20 protein-coding genes are annotated in these 22,482 nt (G+C 61.9%); 11 read left to right on the top strand and 9 right to left on the bottom strand.

Annotated elements, in window-relative coordinates; all coding sequences use genetic code 11:
• Nucleotides 1-23: 23 nt before the first annotated feature.
• The 3 genes from I2H38_RS01515 to I2H38_RS01505 form a co-directional block, all read right to left on the bottom strand.
• Nucleotides 24-1,352 (bottom strand): DNA-packaging protein, encoded by a 1,329-nt coding sequence (locus I2H38_RS01515; RefSeq protein WP_456085373.1) that lies wholly within the window; start codon nt 1,350-1,352, stop codon nt 24-26.
• Nucleotides 1,285-1,836, bottom strand: a complete 552-nt coding sequence (locus tag I2H38_RS01510; protein WP_196270032.1) for a hypothetical protein — start codon at nt 1,834-1,836, stop codon at nt 1,285-1,287. The genes I2H38_RS01515 and I2H38_RS01510 overlap by 68 nt, the downstream gene beginning before the upstream one ends.
• A 540-nt stretch (nt 1,837-2,376) precedes the next feature.
• The gene (locus I2H38_RS01505; protein WP_196270031.1) at nt 2,377-3,402 is read right to left on the bottom strand and encodes an endonuclease/exonuclease/phosphatase family protein; all 1,026 of its coding nucleotides are present in this window, start codon (nt 3,400-3,402) and stop codon (nt 2,377-2,379) included.
• Between the two features lie 171 nt (nt 3,403-3,573).
• Between I2H38_RS01505 and I2H38_RS01500 the strand changes: the two genes are divergently transcribed.
• The 3 genes from I2H38_RS01500 to I2H38_RS01490 all read left to right on the top strand — a co-directional run bounded on the left by I2H38_RS01500 (nt 3,574) and on the right by I2H38_RS01490 (nt 5,984).
• Complete coding sequence (locus I2H38_RS01500) at nt 3,574-3,723, top strand: hypothetical protein (protein ID WP_196270030.1); 150 nt, start codon at nt 3,574-3,576, stop codon at nt 3,721-3,723.
• Nucleotides 3,724-4,118: 395 nt separating this feature from the next.
• Complete coding sequence (locus tag I2H38_RS01495; protein WP_196270029.1) at nt 4,119-5,207, top strand: TRAP transporter substrate-binding protein; 1,089 nt, start codon at nt 4,119-4,121, stop codon at nt 5,205-5,207.
• A gap of 180 nt (nt 5,208-5,387) precedes the next feature.
• Complete coding sequence (locus I2H38_RS01490; protein WP_196270028.1) at nt 5,388-5,984, top strand: DUF2939 domain-containing protein; 597 nt, start codon at nt 5,388-5,390, stop codon at nt 5,982-5,984.
• Nucleotides 5,985-6,613: 629 nt separating this feature from the next.
• On the opposite strand, the gene I2H38_RS01485 is transcribed toward I2H38_RS01490, so the two are convergent.
• Complete coding sequence (locus I2H38_RS01485) at nt 6,614-7,108, bottom strand: YcgN family cysteine cluster protein (protein WP_196270576.1); 495 nt, start codon at nt 7,106-7,108, stop codon at nt 6,614-6,616.
• A gap of 221 nt (nt 7,109-7,329) precedes the next feature.
• Here I2H38_RS01485 and I2H38_RS01480 point away from each other — a divergent pair, with 221 nt between their 5' ends.
• From I2H38_RS01480 to I2H38_RS01465, 4 genes are read left to right on the top strand one after another with little or no spacing between them, the layout of a single operon-like run.
• A complete protein-coding gene (locus tag I2H38_RS01480) occupies nt 7,330-9,522 on the top strand; it encodes a transglycosylase domain-containing protein (protein WP_196270027.1) in 2,193 nt (730 codons plus the stop codon).
• A 19-nt stretch (nt 9,523-9,541) separates the two neighbouring features.
• A complete protein-coding gene (locus I2H38_RS01475; RefSeq protein WP_196270026.1) occupies nt 9,542-10,192 on the top strand; it encodes a DUF1214 domain-containing protein in 651 nt (216 codons plus the stop codon).
• Nucleotides 10,189-10,758, top strand: coding sequence for a DUF1254 domain-containing protein (locus tag I2H38_RS01470; protein ID WP_196270025.1), 570 nt, complete (start codon nt 10,189-10,191; stop codon nt 10,756-10,758). Before I2H38_RS01475 ends, I2H38_RS01470 begins: the two co-directional genes overlap by 4 nt.
• The gene (locus tag I2H38_RS01465) at nt 10,758-11,261 is read left to right on the top strand and encodes a GNAT family N-acetyltransferase (protein ID WP_196270024.1); all 504 of its coding nucleotides are present in this window, start codon (nt 10,758-10,760) and stop codon (nt 11,259-11,261) included. Before I2H38_RS01470 ends, I2H38_RS01465 begins: the two co-directional genes overlap by 1 nt.
• Nucleotides 11,262-11,679: 418 nt before the next feature.
• Here the strand turns inward: I2H38_RS01465 and I2H38_RS01460 are convergent, their stop codons facing one another.
• Genes I2H38_RS01460 through I2H38_RS21335 form a run of 3 tightly spaced genes read right to left on the bottom strand, consistent with a single transcriptional unit; the run spans nt 11,680 to nt 14,623 of the window.
• Nucleotides 11,680-12,021, bottom strand: a complete 342-nt coding sequence (locus tag I2H38_RS01460; RefSeq protein ID WP_196270023.1) for a DUF1491 family protein — start codon at nt 12,019-12,021, stop codon at nt 11,680-11,682.
• Nucleotides 12,021-12,818 (bottom strand): peptidoglycan-binding domain-containing protein, encoded by a 798-nt coding sequence (locus I2H38_RS21340; RefSeq protein WP_196270022.1) that lies wholly within the window; start codon nt 12,816-12,818, stop codon nt 12,021-12,023. The genes I2H38_RS01460 and I2H38_RS21340 overlap by 1 nt, the downstream gene beginning before the upstream one ends.
• Before the next feature lie 5 nt (nt 12,819-12,823).
• The gene (locus I2H38_RS21335) at nt 12,824-14,623 is read right to left on the bottom strand and encodes a sensor histidine kinase (protein WP_196270021.1); all 1,800 of its coding nucleotides are present in this window, start codon (nt 14,621-14,623) and stop codon (nt 12,824-12,826) included.
• 307 nt (nt 14,624-14,930) lie between these two features.
• Between I2H38_RS21335 and I2H38_RS01445 the strand changes: the two genes are divergently transcribed.
• Entirely contained in the window at nt 14,931-15,263 is a 333-nt protein-coding gene (locus tag I2H38_RS01445; RefSeq protein ID WP_196270020.1) for a hypothetical protein, read from the top strand.
• 68 nt (nt 15,264-15,331) lie between these two features.
• The gene (locus tag I2H38_RS01440; protein WP_196270019.1) at nt 15,332-15,760 is read left to right on the top strand and encodes a SufE family protein; all 429 of its coding nucleotides are present in this window, start codon (nt 15,332-15,334) and stop codon (nt 15,758-15,760) included.
• On the opposite strand, the gene I2H38_RS01435 is transcribed toward I2H38_RS01440, so the two are convergent.
• Together I2H38_RS01435 and I2H38_RS01430 are read right to left on the bottom strand one after the other, a co-directional pair.
• Nucleotides 15,761-16,729: a DUF6456 domain-containing protein gene (locus I2H38_RS01435; RefSeq protein WP_229426488.1), complete on the bottom strand. Its 969-nt coding sequence runs from the start codon at nt 16,727-16,729 to the stop codon at nt 15,761-15,763. It lies immediately after the preceding gene.
• Between the two features lie 276 nt (nt 16,730-17,005).
• Complete coding sequence (locus I2H38_RS01430) at nt 17,006-17,434, bottom strand: MucR family transcriptional regulator (protein ID WP_196270018.1); 429 nt, start codon at nt 17,432-17,434, stop codon at nt 17,006-17,008.
• Between the two features lie 446 nt (nt 17,435-17,880).
• Here I2H38_RS01430 and I2H38_RS01425 point away from each other — a divergent pair, with 446 nt between their 5' ends.
• Nucleotides 17,881-19,986 (top strand): S9 family peptidase, encoded by a 2,106-nt coding sequence (locus tag I2H38_RS01425; protein ID WP_196270017.1) that lies wholly within the window; start codon nt 17,881-17,883, stop codon nt 19,984-19,986.
• Nucleotides 19,987-20,092: 106 nt separating this feature from the next.
• A complete protein-coding gene (locus I2H38_RS01420) occupies nt 20,093-22,480 on the top strand; it encodes a PAS domain-containing protein (RefSeq protein ID WP_196270016.1) in 2,388 nt (795 codons plus the stop codon).
• The last annotated feature ends 2 nt before the right edge of the window (nt 22,481-22,482 follow it).

Raw genomic sequence — 22,482 nt, 5'->3', positions numbered from 1 at the left:
CCTTCTCCAACGGGCGCGGGTTCTCACAGCACCCGCACCCGCGGCTCCTTTTTCTCGCGCAGCATCAAATCCGTCAGCGCCCAGACGAGCGCGTCCATGCGGTCCGGAGAACGGCCGGAGGTCAAGCCGCCGGGGCCGAAATCACAGAGCTCGTCCTCGAGCGCCGGCAAAGCACCCACATGGCGCACGCGGCCTTGCGCATAGAGAACCGAGACCGGTTCTGCGCGCAGATACTTGCCGCGCGTGGCGCGCACGCTCACCACGGGCACGGATGGATCGACCTCGCGGATAACGCCGGTCGCCATCTCCCCGCCCTGGTTTGTCTCGACGATGAGCGCGTCGGCCTGAAGCCGGCGATAGAGCGCGACGGCTTTCGCTGCCCATTCCGGTGGCTTCAAACCGGACGCGGTGACGTCTTCGAGCACATAAGCCGTACCGCCGTCATCAACGCCCGCCGCGACGATGCCGCAAGCATCCGCACGCTTCGACGACGAGGCTGGCGGATCCACAGCGACGACGATCCGCATGAGCGGCGGCGCGGATTCAATACGGTTCCTCTCGATGACGTCGCGGGTCCAGAGTGCGTCGGGACGATCCTCGATCATTTCGCCGTCGAGCTCCTGCCGCCCGAGCCGGGTTCCCGCATAGCGGCCGACCACAGCGTCGAGAAAGACCGGCGCGAGGTTCGCCGCATTGTCGGATGTCCTGGCGCGTGAAACCGCCACCATGGGATCTTCGAGAAACCGCTTCAGAAGCGGGATCGGACGCGGAGTCGTCGTCACCATCTGGCGCGGATGCGCGCCAAGACGCAGGCCGAATTGCAGCATGTCCCACGTTTCCTCCACATGTCGCCATTTGGCGAGCTCGTCCGCCCATGCTGCCTCGAATTGCGGACCGCGCAAGGAATCCGGGTCCTCGGCGGAAAACACTTGAGCCACCGCACCGTTCGGCCATTCGAGCTTGCGCAAGGACGGCGACCAGGTGGGGCGTTCGTGGCGTGCATGGATGGAAAGAATGCCCGCCGGGCCCTCCACCATCACATTGCGCGCGTCCGAAAAGGTTTCGCCGATCAACGCGATACGTCTCAGCGCCGGTTCGGCGAAATCGGGTTCGCCGAGCGCGACGCCGCGCACCCATTCGGCTCCGGTGCGTGTCTTACCCGCCCCTCGTCCCCCCAGCATGAGCCAGATGGTCCAGGCATCGCGGCGATGGCAGAGGCCAGGGACGCGCTGCTCGGGACGACAACGCAGCGACCAATGACGGAGGATTTTGAGAAGGTCCGCCTCAGACCAGCAGGCCGTCGCGTCCTGCAGCCTCCTCCTCCGCCACAATCCGCTCAAGGTGGCGAGCAAGCTCGTCGCGGAGCTCGTGGATAGAGCGGGGATGTTCGTCGGTCGGCTCGGCTTCATCGAGCGTGGTGCTTTCTTGTTCCAACAGCGCCTGCGCCGTGGTTAGCGTCTTGGCGTAGGCGGCGAGCGTCCGCGCGGCTTTGTCGTGGTCCATGGCGCGCGCCGAACGCTGCTCTTTCATGAGCGCCTCGATGCGGCTGCGAGTCACCTGCACGAGAGACAGAGCCGCATCCCGCAAGGAGGAACCGCCCGCGATCGCGGCTTCCGCCGGCGGATCAGCAAGAGCCATGCCTTCCGAAACCTGCTTTGCCTGCGCCATCGCGTCATCGCGAGAGGTCCACCCCCACGCCTTCCGCATTCGCAAGAACGTTGCCGAACTCACACCCAGAAAGGCGGCGATGGCGCGAAGGGAAACCGAGGGGTGATGAACGTAATAATCATAGGCCCGCTGCTTCATGTCAGCAGTGACCTCGACGGCCTGAAACATCTCAAAAAACCAATAAAAAACCGCTCAGGCGGGGCCGGAGCGGTGATGCTCTGAACAGAAGCGGCGAAGGGGTCATTTCGCTCACACTTCGTCAGTGTTCTTGTTTTGTACTCCAAGAGTGTCACGCTGTCAAGCTCGAATGTGCGGCGCGCGAAATCAGAGCTTCGAGGTCCCGGTCCGCTTCGATCGGATCGCGCCGCTCGAAGCGACCGATCGCCGACCTGGCGGCGCATAACGCTCGGAGGCGGGCCGATCTTGGAGGAGCACCACGCACGAGCCACGGCGGCGTTCATTTTATGTTCGAGAGGCCGGACGACTTGCGGATACTGTTACAATAAAAATCGATCAAATATTGAACAAAGAAGAAATATAAGAAGAACAAGTACTGCCGTGCAATAACAACTCAATCGATACTATATAAACATATAGCTATTTAATTTTATAGCGTCAAACGCAATCCCGTTTCAATCCGATTCAAATGGCCGCCGCCCTCGCTCGTGGAAGTGCAAGCGGCCATTTCCCTCCGGTGTTCACAGCCCGTTAGAAAAACAGATCGACCGCGACCATCTCGTGATCCGAGATCGGCTTGCCCTGCCCATCCAGCGCCGGAAGCACGATCGGATTCTCGGCGCGCATTCCGCGCACGACGATCCAGTCGAGCTTGCCGAACGGCGGCATCGGCTTGTTACCGGGACCGGTGCGCTGTGTCGGAGCCGCGACATTCGCCTGCGCCCAGTTGAACCCGGCGCTTCGCAGATCCGCGAAGAGAGGCTCGTCGCGTTCCGGGACCTCGAGCAACAGATCGCGCTCATTCTCACCTGTCGGGAGGCTCTTCGTGTTGAAATCTCCGCCGATAATGCAGGCAGCATTCGGCGCGAGTTGATCGAGCGCGCGCAGCAGTGTTTGCATCTGCGCCTGGCGGTCGGCAGCGTCCGTCTTGCTTTCCAGATGAACGCTCACCACCCACAACGGATGCGGCGCGTCGATGACGCGGGCGGCCAGAGCCATGCGTCCGCCGACGCGCTTTTGCGCTCCCTCCCGCCCCGGAAACCAGAACCCGCTCTCTTCGAGCGGGATGAGGCATGGCTCCGCCAAGGCGAGACCGCTGACGATGGCATTGCCGTGCAGGCCGCACACGTTGCGCGCCCCTGCCAACTCGCGCATCTCGGCCGCGTCTCCAAGCCCGAGCTCCACGAACTCCACCCCGTAGAGATGTCCGACACCGGTGCCATCGATCAGTTCCCGAAGCGTGTGAACATTGCCGGAGCGCGCCATGCCCACATCGAGCTCACTCAGCAACGCCACATGCGCTCCGGCGTGATCGAGCAAAGCGCGGGCGGCGGCACGGTCCTTCAGCCGCTCCGCGTTGAAGGCAGCAACCCTCAGATAGCCGGGCCAGGAGCGCGGCTGCTGCGGCGGCTGACATTCGACCGCCCCGAGCGCGGCGATGCGATCCATGAAGCGGCTGTGCTCTTCGCGACTAGGCGTCGCGGTGCGCGCTTGAGCCAGGAGCGTTTCGTCGGGTGCGGGCAGCATCCGCACAACTGTCGTGATCAAGGACCGCATGGCTCGAACAAAGGTTGAATCTCAATATGAAACGTCTTTCACGATAGGCTTTTGCCAGCCTTGTGTGGTATGATCGCGACCTGCTGAAAAATTTCGCATGGGATCGGGAACTTTTTTCCTGGTTCCGTGTTCATCCGCCGCGCAAGAGAATACTTTGCTGGGAGAAGGCCCATGATCACTTGGGCTGTCTTGGTGGCGCTCGTATCGAGCGCCGTTGCTTTCATAAGCAGCGATCTAACGTCGATAGCGATCGGCGTCGCCGAACTTTTCGGTGTGATCGCTCTGTTCGCGTTAGTCTGCGCCGCCGAAGCGTTCAACTAACGAATCGACTGGCGGGCTCGCTATGACGAGACTAAACCCGTTATGACCACAAAATGCAATATCATTAAGTTGCCTTCGAAAAATTTATCCAAGCCCGGCTTGCGACGGCCTCGTCATTCGACGGCAAGAGCGCTCCGGGTCAGGGCCTCCCACATATCCCGGTTTGGCTCGCGCCTCGTCGATCACGATTGGGCCGGTGAATTACATCACGATCGGTCTAGGACCAGAGCGTCAACTGTCGAACTGCCTCATTCCTGGGCAATCGGGGACCGTTCTCCGTCGATGACATAAACCATTGGTCGATGTTGCCCTGAAACCTTCTTGCGGGCAGGAACGGTTTTGTTGTCAATTGAGGGCAAGTGACCCAGTCACGATTCCAGGGAGGAATGAGAACGATGAAACGTCGTCAGTTTTTACAGGCCGCAACCGTCGGCGCCGCTTCGACGGCGGTAGCCGCGCCGGCCATCGCCCAATCGATGCCGGAGCTGAAGTGGCGCTTGCAGTCGGGCTTCCCGAAGTCCCTCGACACCATCTACGGCGCGGCCGAGGTGATCGCGAAGTTCGTGTCGGAAGCCACCGACGGGAAATTTCAGATCCAGCCCTTCGCGGCAGGTGAAATCGTCGGCACGCCGCAGGTGGCCGATGCGGTCGGCAACGGCACCATCGAGATGGGCCACACCTGCTCGTACTACTATTTCGGCAAGGATCCGACGTTCGCCATCGGCACCGCCCTGCCCTTCGGCCTCAACGCCCGCCAGATGAACGCATGGCTCTATCACGGCACGGGCAACGACATCCTGAACGAGTTCTATGCCAAGCATAATATGTACGGCATGCCCGCGGGTAACACCGGCGTGCAGATGGGTGGCTGGTTCCGTAAGGAGATCAAAACTCCGCAGGACCTTCAGGGCCTGAAGATGCGCATCGCCGGTCTCGCCGGTATGGTCATGGCGAAGCTCGGCGCCGTGCCGCAGCAGATCCCCGGCGGCGACATCTATCCGGCGCTCGAGCGCGGCACCATCGACGCCGCCGAGTGGGTCGGCCCCTACGATGACGAGAAGCTCGGCTTCGCGAAGGTCGCGCCGTATTACTACTATCCCGGCTTCTGGGAAGGCGGCCCCGCCATCCACCTCTTCATCAACCAGACGAAGTGGAAAGAGCTGCCGAAGGCCTATCAGGCCATCCTGACCACCGCCGCCGCCTACGCTAATGGCGACATGCTGGCGAAGTATGACGCCCGCAACCCGGCGGCTCTCCGTCGCCTGCTCGGCGCCGGCACGCAGCTTCGCCCGTTCTCGCCGGAGATCCTCGAAGCGGCCTATAAGGCAGCGAACGAGGTCTACGATGAAGTCTCAGCCAAAAATCCAGACTTCAAGAAGGTCTATGAAAGCGTCCGCGGCTTCCGCAACGAGGAATACCTCTGGTTCCAAGTGGCCGAATACGCCTACGACACGTTCATGATCCGTCAGCGCGCGCGCGGCTAAGGATCTACGCTTCCGATCTCGAAAGGGCGATCTCACGATCGCCCTTTTTTGTTGTCGGCGCGCCTTCATCGCGATGCCGGACTGTCAATCGCCTATCGCCGCCCCATATGGGTTCCCCAGCTAACGGGACGTTTCGGCGTGCCCGTACGAGGGATCCGCTTCGCGAGAAGGGGGCAAGATATGGCCTGGACATTGCGCGTCTCTTTTTTGCTGTTCCTTGCCTGGGCTCTCTTCATTATGTCGCCCTTCGTCGCGCTCTACGATCTCGCCAAGAGCGTGGAGGCGCGAGACATCGCGCGGATCGAAGAGCGTGTGAATTTTCGAGCCCTTCGCACATCCCTGTCGCGGCAAATCCTCAACGACTATCTGAAGATGTCCGACGAGCAGCCGGAATTGAGCCTGCTGAACAATCAGACCGCAGCCAATGTCGGATCGGTCGCTCTCGACCCCCTCATCGAGAATCTCGTGACCCCGCATGCCCTGGTTGATTTTCTGAATGAAGGCCGCTTCGCGAATATCGCGGAAAGCGGTTCGGCGATCCTCTTGCCGCTCCGGCTCGATGCCCGTTCGCTACGGCATGTCGCGAAGCTTTTCGTTGCGTCGGAGTCCCAAGGATTCAGAAGCATTTCCATGGCCATCCCGGCAGGAGAGCCCAAGGACAAGCGCTTCCGCCTGACTTTTCGCCTCAGCGGTGGAACCTGGCGCCTGACCGGACTCGACCTGCCTCAGGCCTTACGCGCCCAGATGCTGCAAAAGCTCACACGCGTTGCCGGGTAGCCCCGATCCGATGCGCGCTCAAACGCGAGCGTTCTCTTGTGATTTTCCTGTGGTTCTCTCGCGGAGGGGAGCCAACCGGTACAGCCTCTGAGGCGCAGAGCCATCAAGAATATAAGAATAGCTCTTATATCCGCGACATTCTGCCGTAACAGAAGTGTCAATGGACGATCACCCAGCCCACCATGGCAAGGGGAAAGACCGTCCCCAGAAGAAAACAAATCACGGTCGAGGTCACAGGAGCATCCTCCCATCAGACCAACCGACTTGATTACGAAGTGTTCCGCTTATGATCTCTTCTATTTCATTCACATACTTGGCTATTTACTTGGCTGTTTACTTAGCAATTTACTTAGCCGTACCGACCAAGCTTCGGAGCCGACGCCAACACAAACAAAAGGGGATTTTGCGCGACAGCGCAAAATCCCCTCATGACACAATGTCACGCTTCACTAAAAGCATTCAGCATAAGCTGAAAAGTATAAATTCAGATTTTTTTCTCTATAAAGTCAGCGCCGAGCGTCAATACGACCGCCCAAACGAAGACCTTGCACGTTATTCTGCGGCGGCGTCATTATCTTAACCTCCCGCTTCTGAATTGCAGTCAAACTTGGTCCTGATTTTCTATGGCGTCAAGATTGAACATTTTCAGCCGGCCAGTCCGTGATGCGCTCAAGCAATTCTTGAATTGTGAAATTTTCTTCCGGCCCGGAAACCCGGTCGCGCACCGAGATTCCGGCGGCGTGGACGGTTTCGGGATCGCCTGAGACGAGCGGATGCCACCAGTAGAGGTCCCGGCCTTCGGAAACGAGCCGATAGGCGCAGGTTTCGGGCAGCCAGGACAAGCTTCGCACCGCATCGGGCGTCAGGCGCACGCAATCGGGCACCTTCGCTTGGCGGTTCGGATAGTCGCGGCACCGGCAGGTCTGATCGTCGAGCAGCGTACAGCCCACATCCGTATAGAGAATATCGCCGGAATCCTCGTCCTCGAGTTTGACAAGGCAGCAGCGCGCACAGCCGTCGCACAGGCTTTCCCATTCCTCGCTGCTCATCGCCTCGAGGCCTTTCTCGCGCCAGAAGGGCTTCGGCTCGGGGGCGGGCGTAATAACAGTCACCGTATTCTCCATGTGAGCAGCGTTGATGCGTGTTTGCGGCGGTTTCAGGGACGATGCCGCTTTACAGGCTCCGCGCTCCTTTTCCCACACCGGATCAAGCCATCCGAACCGACGAACCCCATTGGGAGTTGTCATTGAGAGACGCCAGCTTGCGCAAGCGTTGCCGCAAGGGGAGCCGAAGACCATATAGAAATAGACGTCATCAGGTTGCCTGATCTACCCGAAGGACTGTCGTGCGCTCGCTTCCTCCCACCCCGATCCTGACGCGAATCAAGCGTGCGGCCCTCGCCTTCGACGCGTGGCTCAACACCTTCTTTTTCCAAAGCTTTCAGGGCATCAAATCGGGTTGGGATGCCTATTCGAAAAAATCGAAGAGCCTCCGTTTTCACGGCGCGCCGCGCATTGCTTTTGACCTGGCGAGCGAGACGATGACCCTGGGGTTGGTCGGCGGCGTCGCGATGCTGGCGCTCGCACTTCCGGCCTTTCGCGAAACCGACAATGACTGGCTCAGGACCCAGGATCTCGCAGTGACCTTCCTCGACCGTCACGGTCAGGAAATCGGACGGCGCGGCATCCGGCTCGATGATTCCTACAAGCTCGAAGACTTCCCCGACTATCTTATCAAGGCGGCGATCGCGACCGAAGATCGCCGTTTCTACGATCATTGGGGCATCGATCCCATCGGCACGACCCGCGCCTTGGTCGTCAATGCGCGGGGCGGCGGCGTGGTGCAGGGCGGGTCCTCCATTACGCAGCAACTGGCCAAGAATCTCTTTCTCACCAACGAGCGCTCGCTGGAACGCAAGATCAAGGAAGCCTTCCTTGCCGTCTGGCTCGAGTTCCACCTGACGAAGGACGAGATCCTCAAGCTCTATCTCGACCGCGCCTATATGGGCGGCGGCGCCCACGGGGTCGTGGCGGCAGCGGATTACTATTTCGGCAAGTCGGCCAAGGACGTGACCCTTGCCGAGGCGGCGATGCTGGCGGGTCTGTTCAAAGCACCGACGAAATTCGCCCCCCACATCAACCTGCCCGCGGCGCGTGCACGCGCGAACGACGTTCTTCACAACATGGTCGATGCGGGCTTTCTGACCGAGGGTCAGATCCAGACGGCTCGCCGCAATCCCGCGACCCCCGTCAACCGCAGTCGCGAGACGACGCCCGACTACTATCTCGATTGGGCCTTCGAGCAGGTAAAACAGCTCGCCGCCGATAAGAAACTCGGCAACGACCGGGTGCTGATCGTGAAGACGCCGCTCGACGCCGCGCTTCAACGGCACACGGAGCGGACCTTGGAGGACATGCTGCGCCAGCACGGACGGGAATATCGGGCCGGACAGGGCGCTATCGTGGTCATGGACGTCGACGGCGCAGTCCGCGCGATCGTCGGCGGGCGGGATTATGGCCAGAGCCAATTCAACCGCGCCACGGATGCCCTGCGCCAGCCGGGCTCGTCGTTCAAACCCTTCGTCTATGCCACGGCTTTGACGACCATCCCGAAGCTTCGCCCCAACTCCATCGTCGTCGACCGCCCCATCTGCCTCGGCAATTGGTGCCCGCAGAATTATGGCCGCTCGTTTTCAGGTAGCGTGCCGCTGGTCTCGGCGCTGGCGCGCTCGATCAACTCGATCCCCATTCACCTTTCCGTCGAAATGGGCAAAGGCAACGCCAAGGCAGGGCGTGCGCTGATCATCGCCATGGCGAAGAAAATGGGCCTGACCCATCCGCTCACCGATTCAAGCTCGCTTCCCATCGGGGCCGCCGAAGTCACGCCGATCGACATGGCCGCGTCCTATGCGGTGTTCGCGAATGGCGGCAAGCGGGCCGCCCCCTACGCCGCGTGGGAGGTCCGCAACTCGTCGGGTGACGTCATTTACCGCCACGAACGCGACGGCGTGCCCGAGCAGGTGCTGCAGCCACGGGTCGTGCAGGACATGAACTTCATGCTCAACAAGGTCATCGAGGAAGGCACCGGAGGGCGAGCTCGCCTCGATGGTATTCGCGCCTCCGGCAAGACCGGCACCACCAACGAGTATCGCGATGCGTGGTTCGTAGGTTACACCGGCAATCTCGTGGCCAGCGTCTGGTTCGGCAACGACAACCACAGCCCGATGAACAACATGACGGGCGGCACCCTGCCCGCCATGACGTGGCATGAGGTGATGGGCGTCGCCCACCAGAACCTCGAACTCCGCCCGATTCCCGGCCTCGAGCCTGAGAACTCCGCCCGCGTCGCGTCGGCCGGGGAGACGACGCCGGACCAACAGGCGCAATCGCAGGCCTACCTCGCGGGCATCCTGTCCCGTCGAGCCTTCGATGTTCTCGGGGACATCGGTACCCTCTTCAAGTCGGCGGAGCGCCCTACCTCATCCGAAGGCTCGCGGACGTCCGCAGCCTCGTCACCCCGCCAAGTTGCGATGCCCTAGCATGGAGGGCTCCGCCATATTGAGGAAAACCCCAGCGCTTCACTCGACGCGCATCGTCCGCAAGCGGTCATCCGCCGGGCGACCCAGGTCTTTCCCCACGGCGATCCTTGTCGTCTACGCGCTCCTGCTCGCCCTTGGGCTCGGCCTGGGGTCGGCCTATCTGGTCTTGAAGGGCGACCCTCCTTTCGGCACCCAGCGCATCGGCCCCTGGAGGGCCTGGCCGAAGCTCGGTTCGACCGCCGCTGATCCCTATATGCGCGCCATCGTGGCGCGGCGCGGCGAAATTCCGTTAGGCATCGGCGAAGGCTTGGCCTTGTCGGCCCGGATGGACAGTGAAGGCCGTAAACTCGATGCCGCCTGCACCTACCGCATCGGCTCGGTCATGCCAGTCGCGCGGTTCTGGACATTGACGCTCTACGACAAAGGCGGCCGCCTCCCCGTCTCGGATCTCGGGCGCAATGGCTTCACCTCGACAGAGATCATTCGATCACCGGACAACGCCTTTTCGATCAACCTGTCACGGGATCTTCAGCCTGGAAACTGGCTCCAGCTTCCCCCGGCCGGATATTTCAGCGTCGTACTTCGCCTCTACGATGTACCTGGCGGATCAAGCTCGAGCGTCGATGTGCGGGCATTCCCCACCATCGACCGTCTGGGGTGCGCGTCATGAGGCTATTTGGCCGCTTTGTGATCGCAACCTTGAGCGGCCTCGTGCTCGCGGCGGCCGTTCATGTCGTCGTCGTCCTCGCCAGCCCGCGCTTCGCGACGGAGAGCGCTTTCGCCAGGATTGAGGTTATGCCACTGGCAGAAAAGGCGCAGATCGTGAGCCCTCCGGGGGGAGAAAACACCTGGCTGCCGCTGCCTGACCCGGCGGTCGCCGTCGCGGCCTGCCCGTTTGACCTTTCAGATGGACCGGAGCGCATTGCGGCGAAGACCGGGCCACTTCTTCTCTCATTTTCCATGCATACAAGCACCGGTGGCGTCTTCTTCGCGGTCACCGACAAGGCCGCCGTGCGTGGCGAACTCGCAATCGTCCTCATGACGGAGCGACAACTCGATGAAGCCCGCGCCGGAGACGATGAAGATGCCCCCTCCCGCGACGTAAGGATTGTCGCGCCCGACGAAGAGGGATACGTGGTGATCCGCGTTGTTGCTCCCACCCCGAGCCTGCGCGCTCAAGCTGAGGAGGCCGCCAAGGCGGTGTCCTGCACGATTGATCAAGACGAAGAAGAATAATGCCCTGGCGCCTTATGACAACGCAGGACCTGGACCAAGTGAAGGGGCTCGCGGACCGGATTCACCTGGCTCATCCGGAAGACATGGAAGTGCTCGCGGAGCGCCAACGGATTTATCCCGACGGCTGCTATGTCCTCTCGGAGCGCAACGCTCTCATCGGCTATGCGTTGACTCATCCGTGGCGTTACGGCGAACCACCGCCCTTGAATTCCCGTCTTGGCGTCATGCCAAATCCCGCCACGACCTATTACGTCCATGATGTCGCCCTTCTACCGGAGGGACGTGGCAAGGGATATGCGGTGCAGGCCGGCGAGCTTCTGGCCCGTCACGCGCGCGCGGCCGGCTTCAGCAACATGTCGTTGGTCGCCGTCAACAAGTCGCAGGAATTCTGGGAGAGATTGGGCTTTCGGGTCACGCGTGTTCCCGGCCTTGACGCCAAACTTCTCAGCTACGGGACAGATGCTGTGATGATGGTGCGCGATCTCGATCCATCGGGCGGCTGACGTCCGACCGTGCGCGCGCCCCGGCCCTTACGAGCGTCTACGACGTCGAGGGCCGTGGGAAGCGAAAGGGCGGGAGGGACCCGGATTGGGGGATGGGCGCTCGTAGCGGACGCCGGTGAATAACAGGATTTCGCCGCGCGGCTCGTCCGCCGCGAGATGCGGGCGGTGGGGCCGTGAAGCCTCATCGGGAAAGGCGACGACAACTCCCGACGATCTTGTCCAGATCTCATGCATTGAGACCTCCCCTCAGCTAGCCCTACACCTGCTTCGGCCACCGCGTCAGAAAATAGCGGTATGGTTAACGAACCGTTTCCGATGCCGTAGATTTCATCGAAACCGCGGGCCTTCAGCGAAATAACAGGCACAGCCGCGCTTCAGTTCCCAATCTGGAGCAGGATATTCTTAGCGTCCGAACGCCCTAGCTTTCCGGCGCAAGCTCAAGGAAATGACGGCCCGCGCGGTCGTCGACCTCGAGCAGCCACAGATCGGGGTCGAAGCGGAGTTCGCGCTTTACCCTCTCCTCCACATCGAGTGGGGTGCCAGCCTGAAGGACGGCGTAAAACAGGCGATCGCCCGTATCGTCAAGAAAAAGCTGCGGTGCAGGACCAAAGAGGCTCGCCGTTCCGTCGAGCAGATCAAGCTTCACGAAGATCGCGCCTGCTTCGGCCGCGCCGCGCCTTCGCAACACGGCCTCAACGCCTTCGATGGCGCAACGGCGAAGATAGGCCGAGACCCAAAAATCGGAACGAAGCCGGGTCACTATTGAACCACGATTCCGGACGCCGCCGACAATTCGCGGACCGTTCGCGGGCTGAAGTCGCCCGTCACCGGCAAACGCCGCTCCTGCTCGAAACGTTCGATGGCCTGGCGCGTCCCGGTCCCCATCATGCCATCGGCCTTCACGCTGTAGCCGAGCTTGGCCAGCGCCCGCTGTCCGGACATCACGAGATCGCCTGATCCCGCCTTTCCGACATTTGCGGGCGGCGTTGGAACGGGACCGCCCATGCGGATGATCTCCCCGATGGGATCGCGCATGACCGGGGCGGCCGCAGCCGTCGGCGCAGGAGGCGGAACGACGGCGGCCTTGGCCGGTTGCGGAGGTGCCGGCGCGGCCTCACCGCCATTGCGGATCAGGTCCGCGATCGCGCCGCGCGACGGAAGCTTCGACGGAGCTGCGGGCGCAGGCGTCGCTGCCGGCGCCGCCGGGACGAGAGCTGCAGGCTGCGCCGGGGCCGGCGCGGGCGATTGAGGCTCTGTAACGCCAGCGCCCGGTCGCAGGGGCGGGAGCGGTTGCCGCGCGGGCCCGATATCCCTTTGGTTAAACAGCGGCGCGGGGTGGCGGGCGCTCTGCAAGACCAGCGCATTGTATGTGATCACGCCACCGCATCCTGCCAGGAACGCGGCGGCTATCATCTCGCGCGGGTGGCTGAAGACGAAAGCCATGAGTCGCGCGCCGACGCCGACCTTCTTTGCCTTGGTTCTGGCCGATGATTTTCGCCGCACGGGCGCGGAGACGATGAAATCTCCGTCGGGGCGGGCTGCAAGGGCTTCACGCACGTCTTCTATCCCGTCTTGAGAACAATGACATCATGATTGGTTCGAGCCGCTGCGGGGACAAGCCCCTTCACGGCGGCCGCGTGGCGGGCATCCGCCGGCAAGTTGATCTTTACGCAAGTGCCGTTGCCGGGAGCGCTCGCGATGCGAAGATGGCCCTGGTGCAGGGCCACGAGGCCGCGCACCACCGAGAGGCCGAGTCCATTGCCCTTCTCCGCGCGGCTCCTTGCAGTGCCTTGATAAAAGGGCATGCCGAGGCGCGGCAGATCGGCTTCCGGCACGCCGATACCGGTATCGCGAACCGCAAGAGCGACGTTGTCGCCATCGCAGCGCGCTTCCACCGTCACCTGCCCGCCCTGCGGCGTGAACTTCACCGCGTTGGAGAGGAGGTTCAACAGGATCTGCCGGCAAGCGCGACGGTCGGCCACCAGTTCGGGAAGACCGGGAGCGATCTGCTGCGTCAGAACAATCCCACCCCTCTGTGCCGCCAGCGCCACGAGACCGCAGCACTCCCGAATGAGATCAGCGACATCGATCTCCTCGAAGGCAAGATCGTAGCGACCGGCCTCGATGGCCGAGAGATCCAGCAGCGTGTCGACGACGCCGAGCATGTGCTGGCCGGAATGATGGATGATCTCGGCATAACCTTCGCGCTGGTCGAGCAGGCTCGGGCCGCCCCTACCCATCAGGATTTCCGAATAGCCGATGATGGCGTTCAGCGGCGTGCGCAATTCGTGGCTCACCGTCGCCAGGAGTTGCGCACGGCCCTCATTCGCGCTCACCGCATCGCGACGCATAGCGTCCAATTCGTCGGCGCGTAGTCTGTGCTCGGTGATGTCGCGCGTCACCGCGACCGCCGCGCAAGCATCGTCGCCGCGCAAAGTCAGACGGTGCACGCGTGTCTCGACCCAGATGAGGGACGACGCGTCGGTCACGTCTCCGGCCTGGACGCGGAACCGAATGACGGCGGAATTTGCGCCATTCGCCACATCGCTGACGGCCTTCAGGAAAAGCGGGCGATCAGCCACATGGATGCGCGTGAAAAGGCCGTTGCCGTAAACCGCTGCGGGCGGCGCACCCAGAAGGCGCGTGGAGGCCCCGTTCGAGCGCAGAACCACGCCATTGGCATCATGCCAGGTCACCAGATCGTCGATGGCGAGCAGAGTCTCGCCCTCCCGCGCCGCACCGGCTTGCGAGGCATCGAGAACGGCGTCGAGCTTGCGGTCCATGACGACGCGCGACATGGCGTGTCCGAGCGCGATGGCACCAGTGATGGCGAAGATCGCCGGCAGCGGCAGGCTCTGTTCGGCGAGCCTGGTCCCATGAAGAAGAACCGCGATGGGAAGACCCACGAGCGCCAGCACGCACGCGCCGATAAAACCACGCCTTGAGCCCGAGATCGTGGCCTCCAGAGGCACAACCAAGACCGCGCAGCCCGTCATGACCAGGGAGCCGCCGTTCGAGGCCATCGCCTGCGCGACAGACAGGGTCAGCGCGAGCGAGACCAGAGCCTGTGCGGCCTCGATCCTCCCCCATCGGGACAGAATGAAGACGGCGACGAGCGGGGTGAGCGTAAGGACGCCCCAATACACGAACAATTCGGACGCCGCCTGTCCGAGGAGGGACAGGGGCAACGCGACGAGCGAGACAAGCGAAGTCACCGTGCGACTGATGACGAAGCGCTCCTGTCGAGCCCGCTCAGCGGGTTCGTTCAAGCTCGAGCGATGAACGAGCCCGGCAAGCCATTCATCGATCCAGTGCCCTGTGAGATCTGTCCGCAAGCTGCCTTCGCGACGGTGACCCGTCACTCCTCGTCTGTTCTGCGAGGACCGTGACAGAGGTCGCTTAAGCGAACCCTAAGGCCGCCAGCGGCGAACCGCGCCAGCTTACGCAACAACGGCAAGCAGGCTCCGGGAACCCCGCCGCCGCCCTTCGGGGCATCCCTTTTATCCTATCCTTTTCAGGGCCTTAGCGGGAGCAATGTGCGCAGTTGCCGTCTCAACCATTTGTTCATCCTGTTTGCAGGTTGCCGCTCAGCATCCTACGCGCCGCGCCGTCGGGACGTTATGATGCATCACGTCACCATTCCCTTTTGGGGCAACAGGACAGCGGCCGATGTTCTCCATCATACGTTTCGTTCTCATCGTCGGCACGATCTTCTATTTCTCACCCGTCCGTCAGGGCGGTGACGGGGCCGCCTCCCTCGATGCCCTCCTCGGCTGGACGAAGAGTGCCCAGGAAGCCAAAGCCGCCACGCCTACTCCGGAGACCTCGGCTCGGCTGGAGAGCATGTGGCAGGCCCTCCCCGAGGGCGCGAAACAGGCGGTGATCGGCAAGATTCTCACCGCCTCGGGCGTGAACGCTTTGGAATCCAAGCCGACGGACACGCTACAGGCGGCCGATCGCCAGCCGAGCTGGCGCGGCGATGCCAACAAGCCGCGGAGCTGACGATTCCCATGACCATCGCCAAGACGCCGCTGAATGACTATATGACCCGCGGATAACGCGGGAATGCCATGCTGCCGACCATCGACGAAATCGTCTCCAACTTCGAACTGCTGGATGACTGGGAGGAGCGCTATCGCTACCTCATCGAGCTCGGCCGTCAGATGGAGCCGCTTCCGGAAGAAGAGCACAGGGACGCCAACAAGGTCCGGGGCTGCGCCAGCCAGGTCTGGCTGGTGACGACGCTCGATGATTCCAAAGGCGAGCCGAGGCTGCATTTGGTGGGCGACAGCGATGCCCATATCGTGCGCGGCCTGACCGCCCTCCTGATCGCCCTCTACAACGGCAAGACCGCTTCGGAGGCTTTGTCCACAGACGCCCTCGCGCTTTTCAAGGGCCTGGGCCTCGTGGAGCATCTGACGCCGCAGCGGTCGAACGGCGTCAGATCCATGGTCGAGCGCATCCGTCACGACGCGCATGCGGCCCTGGCCGCCTCCTGATCAGGGGCGCCCACCCTCGATCACCACCGCCTGCCAGGTCCTGATGCCGCGCGACGCGGACGGTCCGCGCGCGGCAGTCTCGATGCCGTAATGCTCCGCCAGCCGCGCCAGAGCGAGCCGGACAACGATCTTCGCCGAGCGCGCCGGCCAATGCCGCTCCCGCTCGATCAGCTCCAGTCCTTTCAGGAAGCCGCACAGGTCCACCAGCAGATCGCTGAAATCGGCGCCCACCGCGTCGAAGGCACTGCGGAGACGCTGGCGGGCGGCAACCATGCGATCGGTGGCGTCGGCCGGAGAAACCGGCCCGCCGCTCTTCGGCATCGCATCCCACCGCGCAGTCACGCCGGGAAGCAGGCCCGCCAGCATGATATCCGTCCGCAACCGCTCGCCCGCCTGATAGGAGGCCGCGTCGATCATCGGCTCACCGTCGCGGCCCTTGCGGCGGCGCAGCCAGTCAAGAGGGCTTTCTTCCGCATCAATTCGTACACGTTTTGTTCCAGAATCGGTTTCAACCCTGGCGACCACGGTCTCGCGATGTTGGTGGAAGAAGGATGCCTCCGGCTCTGGCGCTTCGGCCCGGCGGAGATGTGCGCGCCCGGCCTCGGTCAGGCAAAGGGTCGCATGGCCCGTCTCAGCCTTTTGCCACTGGGCCAGATCGTTGCGATCGAGCGACTCGGCCGCCGCGCGGGAAAACCGGCCTGCCCCGACCGAAACGCCTGCGCGCTTCCTGTGGAGAATCACGTCATTGTCGTCAGTCGGGTCGATCAGCGCCCGTGCTTCCGGAAACCCCAACGCCGCCAGGAGACGTTTGGCTTCCTTGGTCAGAGCATCGTTCCGCCGCAGATTGGACGGCTCCGGGGAGCGCCCCCCTTTTTCCTCGGGTTTCCCGACCTTTACACTCTGCGCACCTGCCCTCGCCTTTCGCTTTGAAACCGTTGTAGCAGACCAATAATTTTCGTTTTTGTTCATGTTTTGTTCCTAAAATAAAAGAACGAAAGGACGAGTCCTTTCTACCCCCGATAGTGGGCGATCATTCCTATCTGTCAAGGCAATAAGGCGCGCTTGTTAATTGTGAGGATAACAGGAACGGCGCATTCCGCTCAGGAACCCGACATGCTGAGAAACGCGGCGCGCGGTGGGTAGCGAAGCCGTCACGGCGCCCATTTCACCCGCCATCGGCGGCATCGAAAGCCCATGAAAAAAGCCGCCCCGAGGGCGGCTGATTTCATCAGAGTCGCGTCCGGCTTAGCCGCGCGAGGTGCGGCGCTTACGGCGCTGCTGGCCGAGGCCCATTTCCTTCGCCAGCTCGGAGCGAGCCTTGGCGTAGTTCGGGGCGACCATCGGATAGTCGACCGGCAGAGCCCACTTTTCGCGATACTGCTCGGGGGTCATGTTGTACTGCGTGCGCAGGTGGCGCTTCAGCGACTTGAACTTCTTGCCGTCTTCCAAGCAGATGATGTAGTCCGGGGTGACCGACTTCTTCACCGGAACGGCGGGCTTCGGCGCCTCGACGGGCACTTCAACCGTGCCGCCGCCGACACGCAGGAGAGCCGAATGGACGTCGCTGATCAGGGTCGGAAGATCGCCCGACGGAACCGAGTTGTTGCTCACATAAGCCGATACGATATCAGCAGCCAGCTCAATATAGTTTGCAGCAGCGATGTTGTCGCTCATTTTGATTTTCTTCCTTTCCGGTCCTTTAGAACAACCACAAATAAGCTTTCCAGCCTATTATTTGTGCGTTCTTATCAGAAGCAATGCTTGCATCATCATCGAACCGCACTGTAATCGCACAGAATATCGTGCCTGCCCGTCCAAGTATGTCAAATCCGTTCGGCTGACAAGATGTTCGAAAGGAAAACTTTCGAAAACTGTGTATCAACTTTCCAGTTGTAATAGAACGCCACAATTGCAGGCATCGCCATAACCATAGGTCACCTCGCGACCAGGCCATTTGCGTGATCTTGGCTCAGAAGAAGTAGCTAGAAAGTGAATCAAACGCCCGCTTTTCGGGGCGCCTGAGCCACTTGACGGACCTGTCCCGGCGAATCTGAGTTATGTATGAATGCCGCCTACGCGTTCTTTCAACCGTCAAGACGACCCGATCGGGATTGCCCTTCATGAAACTTGAGCGTCTTTCTTCCCATCCGCTGCCGCCGGCGCCGTCGATTCCAGCAAAACCACATGCCTTCAACGTCCATGGGGTTCAGATTCAGGACGATTATGCCTGGCTGAAGGCGGAGAACTGGAAAGATGTTCTCAAGGATCCGGCGACGCTCGGTTCTGCCATCCGCACCTGCCTGGAACGGGAAAACGCTTATGCCGCCGAGGCCCTGGCCGGGACGGAAGCGTTCCAGGAGCGGCTCGTCGCGGAAATGCGCGCCCGCATCAAGGAGGACGACTCATCCGTTCCGGAGCCTGACGGCCCCTTCGCCTATTTCACGCGCTATCGTGAAGGCGGACAGCATCCCCTGGTGTGCCGCCGGCCGCGGGATGGTGACCATGAGACCATCATGCTCGACGGCGACAAGGAGGCTGGAAGCCATGCCTTCTTCGATCTCGGCGGCGCGGACCATTCGCCCGACCATCGCCTGATGGCCTGGGGGGCCGATATCAAGGGCTCCGAATACTATACGATTCGCGTCAGGGACCTTCAGACCGGGGACGAGTTGGCCGACGAGGTTCCGCATAGCTCCGGCGGCGTCGTCTGGCTCGGTGATTCGTCGGGCTTCTATTACGTCGAACTCGACGAAAACCATCGGCCCGTGCGCGTCAAACGCCACGACCTTGGCACGCCCGCCGCACAAGACGAGACCATCTACGAGGAGCGGGATCCCGGCTTTTTCGTGAAGCTCGGCGTCACGCAATCGGATGCCTACGTCCTGATCGAGGCGAGCGATCACGAGACGTCCGAAGTCTGGCTGATCGACCGCGCGGACCCGGCGGGCACGCCGCGCCTGATCGAACCTCGCACGCGCGAGCTGCAATACGACGTGGAGCATCACGGCGACAGCCTCATCATCCTCACCAACGCGGACGGGGCCGAGGATTTCAAGATCATGACCGCGCCCGTGTCCTCGCCCGGACGCGCGCACTGGCGCGATCTCGTGCCCTATCGACCGGGTGTGATGATCCTCTTCCTGGTCGCGCTGGCGCGCTATCTCGTGAGGCTGGAGCGCGAGGATGCGAAGCCGCGGATCGTGCTGCGCGAGATCGCGACGGGCCGCGAGGAAACGATCGCATTCGACGAGGATACGTATTCGCTGGGTGTCGATCCGGGCTACGAATTCGACACCGATGTGATCCGCTACCGCTATTCCTCTCCTAAGACCCCGAGCGAGGTCATCGATTACGACCTGCGCACCGGCGCGCGGACCCTGCGCAAGCGCCAAGAGGTCCCGAGCGGCCACAACCCGGACGACTATGTCACCCACCGGCTCTTCGCTACCGCGCCCGATGGCGAGCAAGTCCCGATCTCTATCATCCACAGGCGCGAAGTCGCCCTCGACGGTTCCGCCCCGCTCCTGCTCTACGGCTATGGGTCGTATGGCATGTCCATGTCGGCGGGATTTCGCACCAACATCCTCTCCCTCGTCGACCGGGGCTTCGTCTACGCCATCGCCCATATTCGCGGCGGCACGGAAAAGGGCTGGCGCTGGTATCTCGACGGCAAGCGCGAGAAGAAGACGAACACGTTTACCGACTTCATCGCCAGTGGCGAAGCGCTCATCAAGGCCGGTTACACTTCGCGTGGCCGCATCGTCGCCCATGGCGGCAGCGCGGGCGGCATGCTCATGGGCGCGGCGGCCAATCTTGCGCCGGATCTCTTTGCGGGCATCATCGCCGAGGTGCCCTTCGTCGATGTGCTCAACACCATGTTGGACAGCGAGCTTCCCCTCACCCCGCCCGAATGGCCGGAATGGGGCAACCCAGGCGCGGACGAAGCCGCTTTCCGCACCATCCTGTCCTACTCGCCCTACGACAATGTGAAGGCACAGGCTTACCCGGCGATCCTGGCGCTCGGCGGCCTCACCGACCCGCGCGTGACTTACTGGGAGCCCGCGAAGTGGGTCGCCAGGCTTCGCGCGACGATGACGGGCGGCGGCCCCATTCTGCTCAAACTCAACATGGAGGCGGGTCACGGCGGCGCTGCTGGCCGTTTCGACCGGCTCGAAGAGGTCGCCTTGGCTTATACTTTTGCCATTAAAAGCATCGAAGGGTTTTAAGAGTGGTGGCTTAAGCCCTATGTCCTATAATTACCATCCTGGGGTCAGCCCGGGCCGATAGAGAGAGGCGGCGCGGAGCTGTAGAGGTATCCGAAAGCATGCGTTCATGACCAATCGGGGCAAGCGACCCTCCGCGGACGGCGCAGTCGCTGACAAAAAGAGCGACAATCAGCGCGTCGCGGATTTGGAAAAGCGTCTCAGCGAGGCCGAGCAATCTCTCCGTAACAGCAGCAGCAAGTTGCGCATGGCGCTCGAGGTCGGCAAACTCGGCTCCTGGGAACGCGATCTCGCTACCGATGAGATGATTGCCGGTGCAACCTGCAGGGCGACGCTCGGCCTCCCGCCCGGCGAGCCGCTGACTTATGCGCGGTTGCAACAGATACTGCACCCTGGCGATGTGGAGCGGATCAACCAAGCCATGGCTTTCGCCCTCGCGACAAAGACTGATTTCAATGTCGAGCATCGAGTCATCAGACCCGATGGCCGCATCGGGCGGGTTTTGGTCCGTGGCGCCGCGATCTACGAGAATGACAAGCCGGTTCGCCTGGTTGGCGTGACGCAGGATGTCACGGAACGCGAAAAGGCTAGGGAGGAGATGAACCTTGCCCAGCGCCGGCAGGAGTTTCTCCTGACCTTGAACGACCAGTTGCGGAGCCTCGACGATCCCAATGCGATCATGGAGGCGACCGCCCGGAGCCTGGGACATTTCCTGAAGGTGGATTGCGCAGGTTATGGGGAGGTCGATGAGACGCGGGGCGTCATCCTGGTCGAGCGGGAATGGTCGAAGGGCGCGATCAGCAATGAAGGCCGCGCCTATCGGCTTTATGAATTTCTACCGACAATGCTTGCTGAACTGAAGCAGGGCCAGCCGATCTTCGTTGAGGACGTCAAGAGCGATCCGCGCACGAGGGACCCGAAGGTGCAGGAAGCCTACAGCACCCTCAATGCCAGAACGGCGCTTACCGTACCGCTGCTCAAGAACCAGAAACTGACGGCGCTGCTTTATCTGCACTCGGCGGAACCTCGTGTCTGGACCAATGACGAGATGTCTCTGGTAGAGGATGTTGCGGAGCGCACCTGGACCGCCGTTGAAAAGGCGCGGGCCGAAATAGGGCTTCGCGAAACCGAGGCTCGCTTCCGCATCATCGCGGAGTCGCTTCCCGCCCTCGTCTGGATTCTCACACCGGATTTCGAGCTGACGTACACCAATGAGCGCTGGGTCAGATATTCGGGCCTGCCGGCGCAAGAGGCGCTTGGCCATAGCTGGATGAGCGCGATTCACCCCGAGGATATTGCGCGAATTATGGAAGACTCGAAAGAGGTTCGCCGCAATGAATCGACCTACACCACCGAAGCGCGCTACCGGTCGGCCGACGGCGAATATCGCTGGCATATGATTCAGGCTGCTCCCCTCCACGACACCCTGGGCGAATTCAAGGGCTGGGTCGGCACGAGCGTTGACATTCACGACCTGAAGGAAACGGAAAAAGCTTTACGTATAAGCGAGGAGCGCCTCTCGCTGGCGCAGAGCGCGGCCGGCATCGGCGTTTTCGATTGGGATATCCCTTCCGGAAAAGTGACATGGACACCGGAGCAAGAACGTCTCTTCGGCCTCGATCCGGGCACATTTCGCGGGGACACCCTTGGTTGGGAAGAAAAGGTTCATCCTGACGACCTCGCACGCACGTACAAGCTGATCAATGACGCGTTCGCACGCCATGATCGGGAGTTGAATCTTTCGTATCGCATGCGCCGACCGGACGGCACTATTCGTGTCATCGACACCATCGCGCTGCTCTTCTACGACGCTGATGGCAATCCATTGCGCTTGGTTGGCACCAACCTCGATATTACGCGCTTCAAGCAGGCGGAGGAGCGACAGCACTTGCTCATTCGCGAGTTGCACCATCGCGTCAAGAATACGCTCGCGACCGTTCAAGCCATCGTGGGTTCGACCGCGCGCACCGCTTCCAGCATCGACGAGTTCTATCAGGGATTCGTCGGGCGCATCGTATCGCTCGCACGCACGCACAATCTCCTCACCGAGGATCTTTGGCAGAAGGCCGCGCTCGAGGATCTGATCCGCACTGAACTCGGCCCCTACGAGGACGAATCCAGGAATCGCATTACTATCGAGGGCCCCTTCGTCGAATTACCGTCAGAGGCGGCGGTGCCGGTTGGCATGGCGATTCACGAACTCACGACAAACGCGGCGAAGCACGGTGCTCTGTCCGCGTTCGGTGGTCAGGTCGACGTGAAGTGGGAGATCAAGCCCGGAGGCGACAGGCCGATCCTCAGTTTCTCGTGGACCGAACAGGGCGGGCCTCGCGTCTCGGCGCCCTCGCAGCAAGGCTTCGGCTCGCGACTTCTGCAGCGCGTGCTGACCACGCAGTTGCAAGCGGACGTGGCCATGGATTTCCGCGCGGATGGGCTGCTTTTCAAGATGACGATGCCGATTCCCGGCGAGCCCCCGCCCTTCAACCCGGACCAATGACC

It is taken from the genome of Microvirga alba (assembly GCF_015694465.1).
Classification (GTDB): domain Bacteria; phylum Pseudomonadota; class Alphaproteobacteria; order Rhizobiales; family Beijerinckiaceae; genus Microvirga; species Microvirga alba.
Note: the sequence above shows the minus strand (reverse complement) of the source record. Positions and strands in the feature narration are given on the sequence as shown.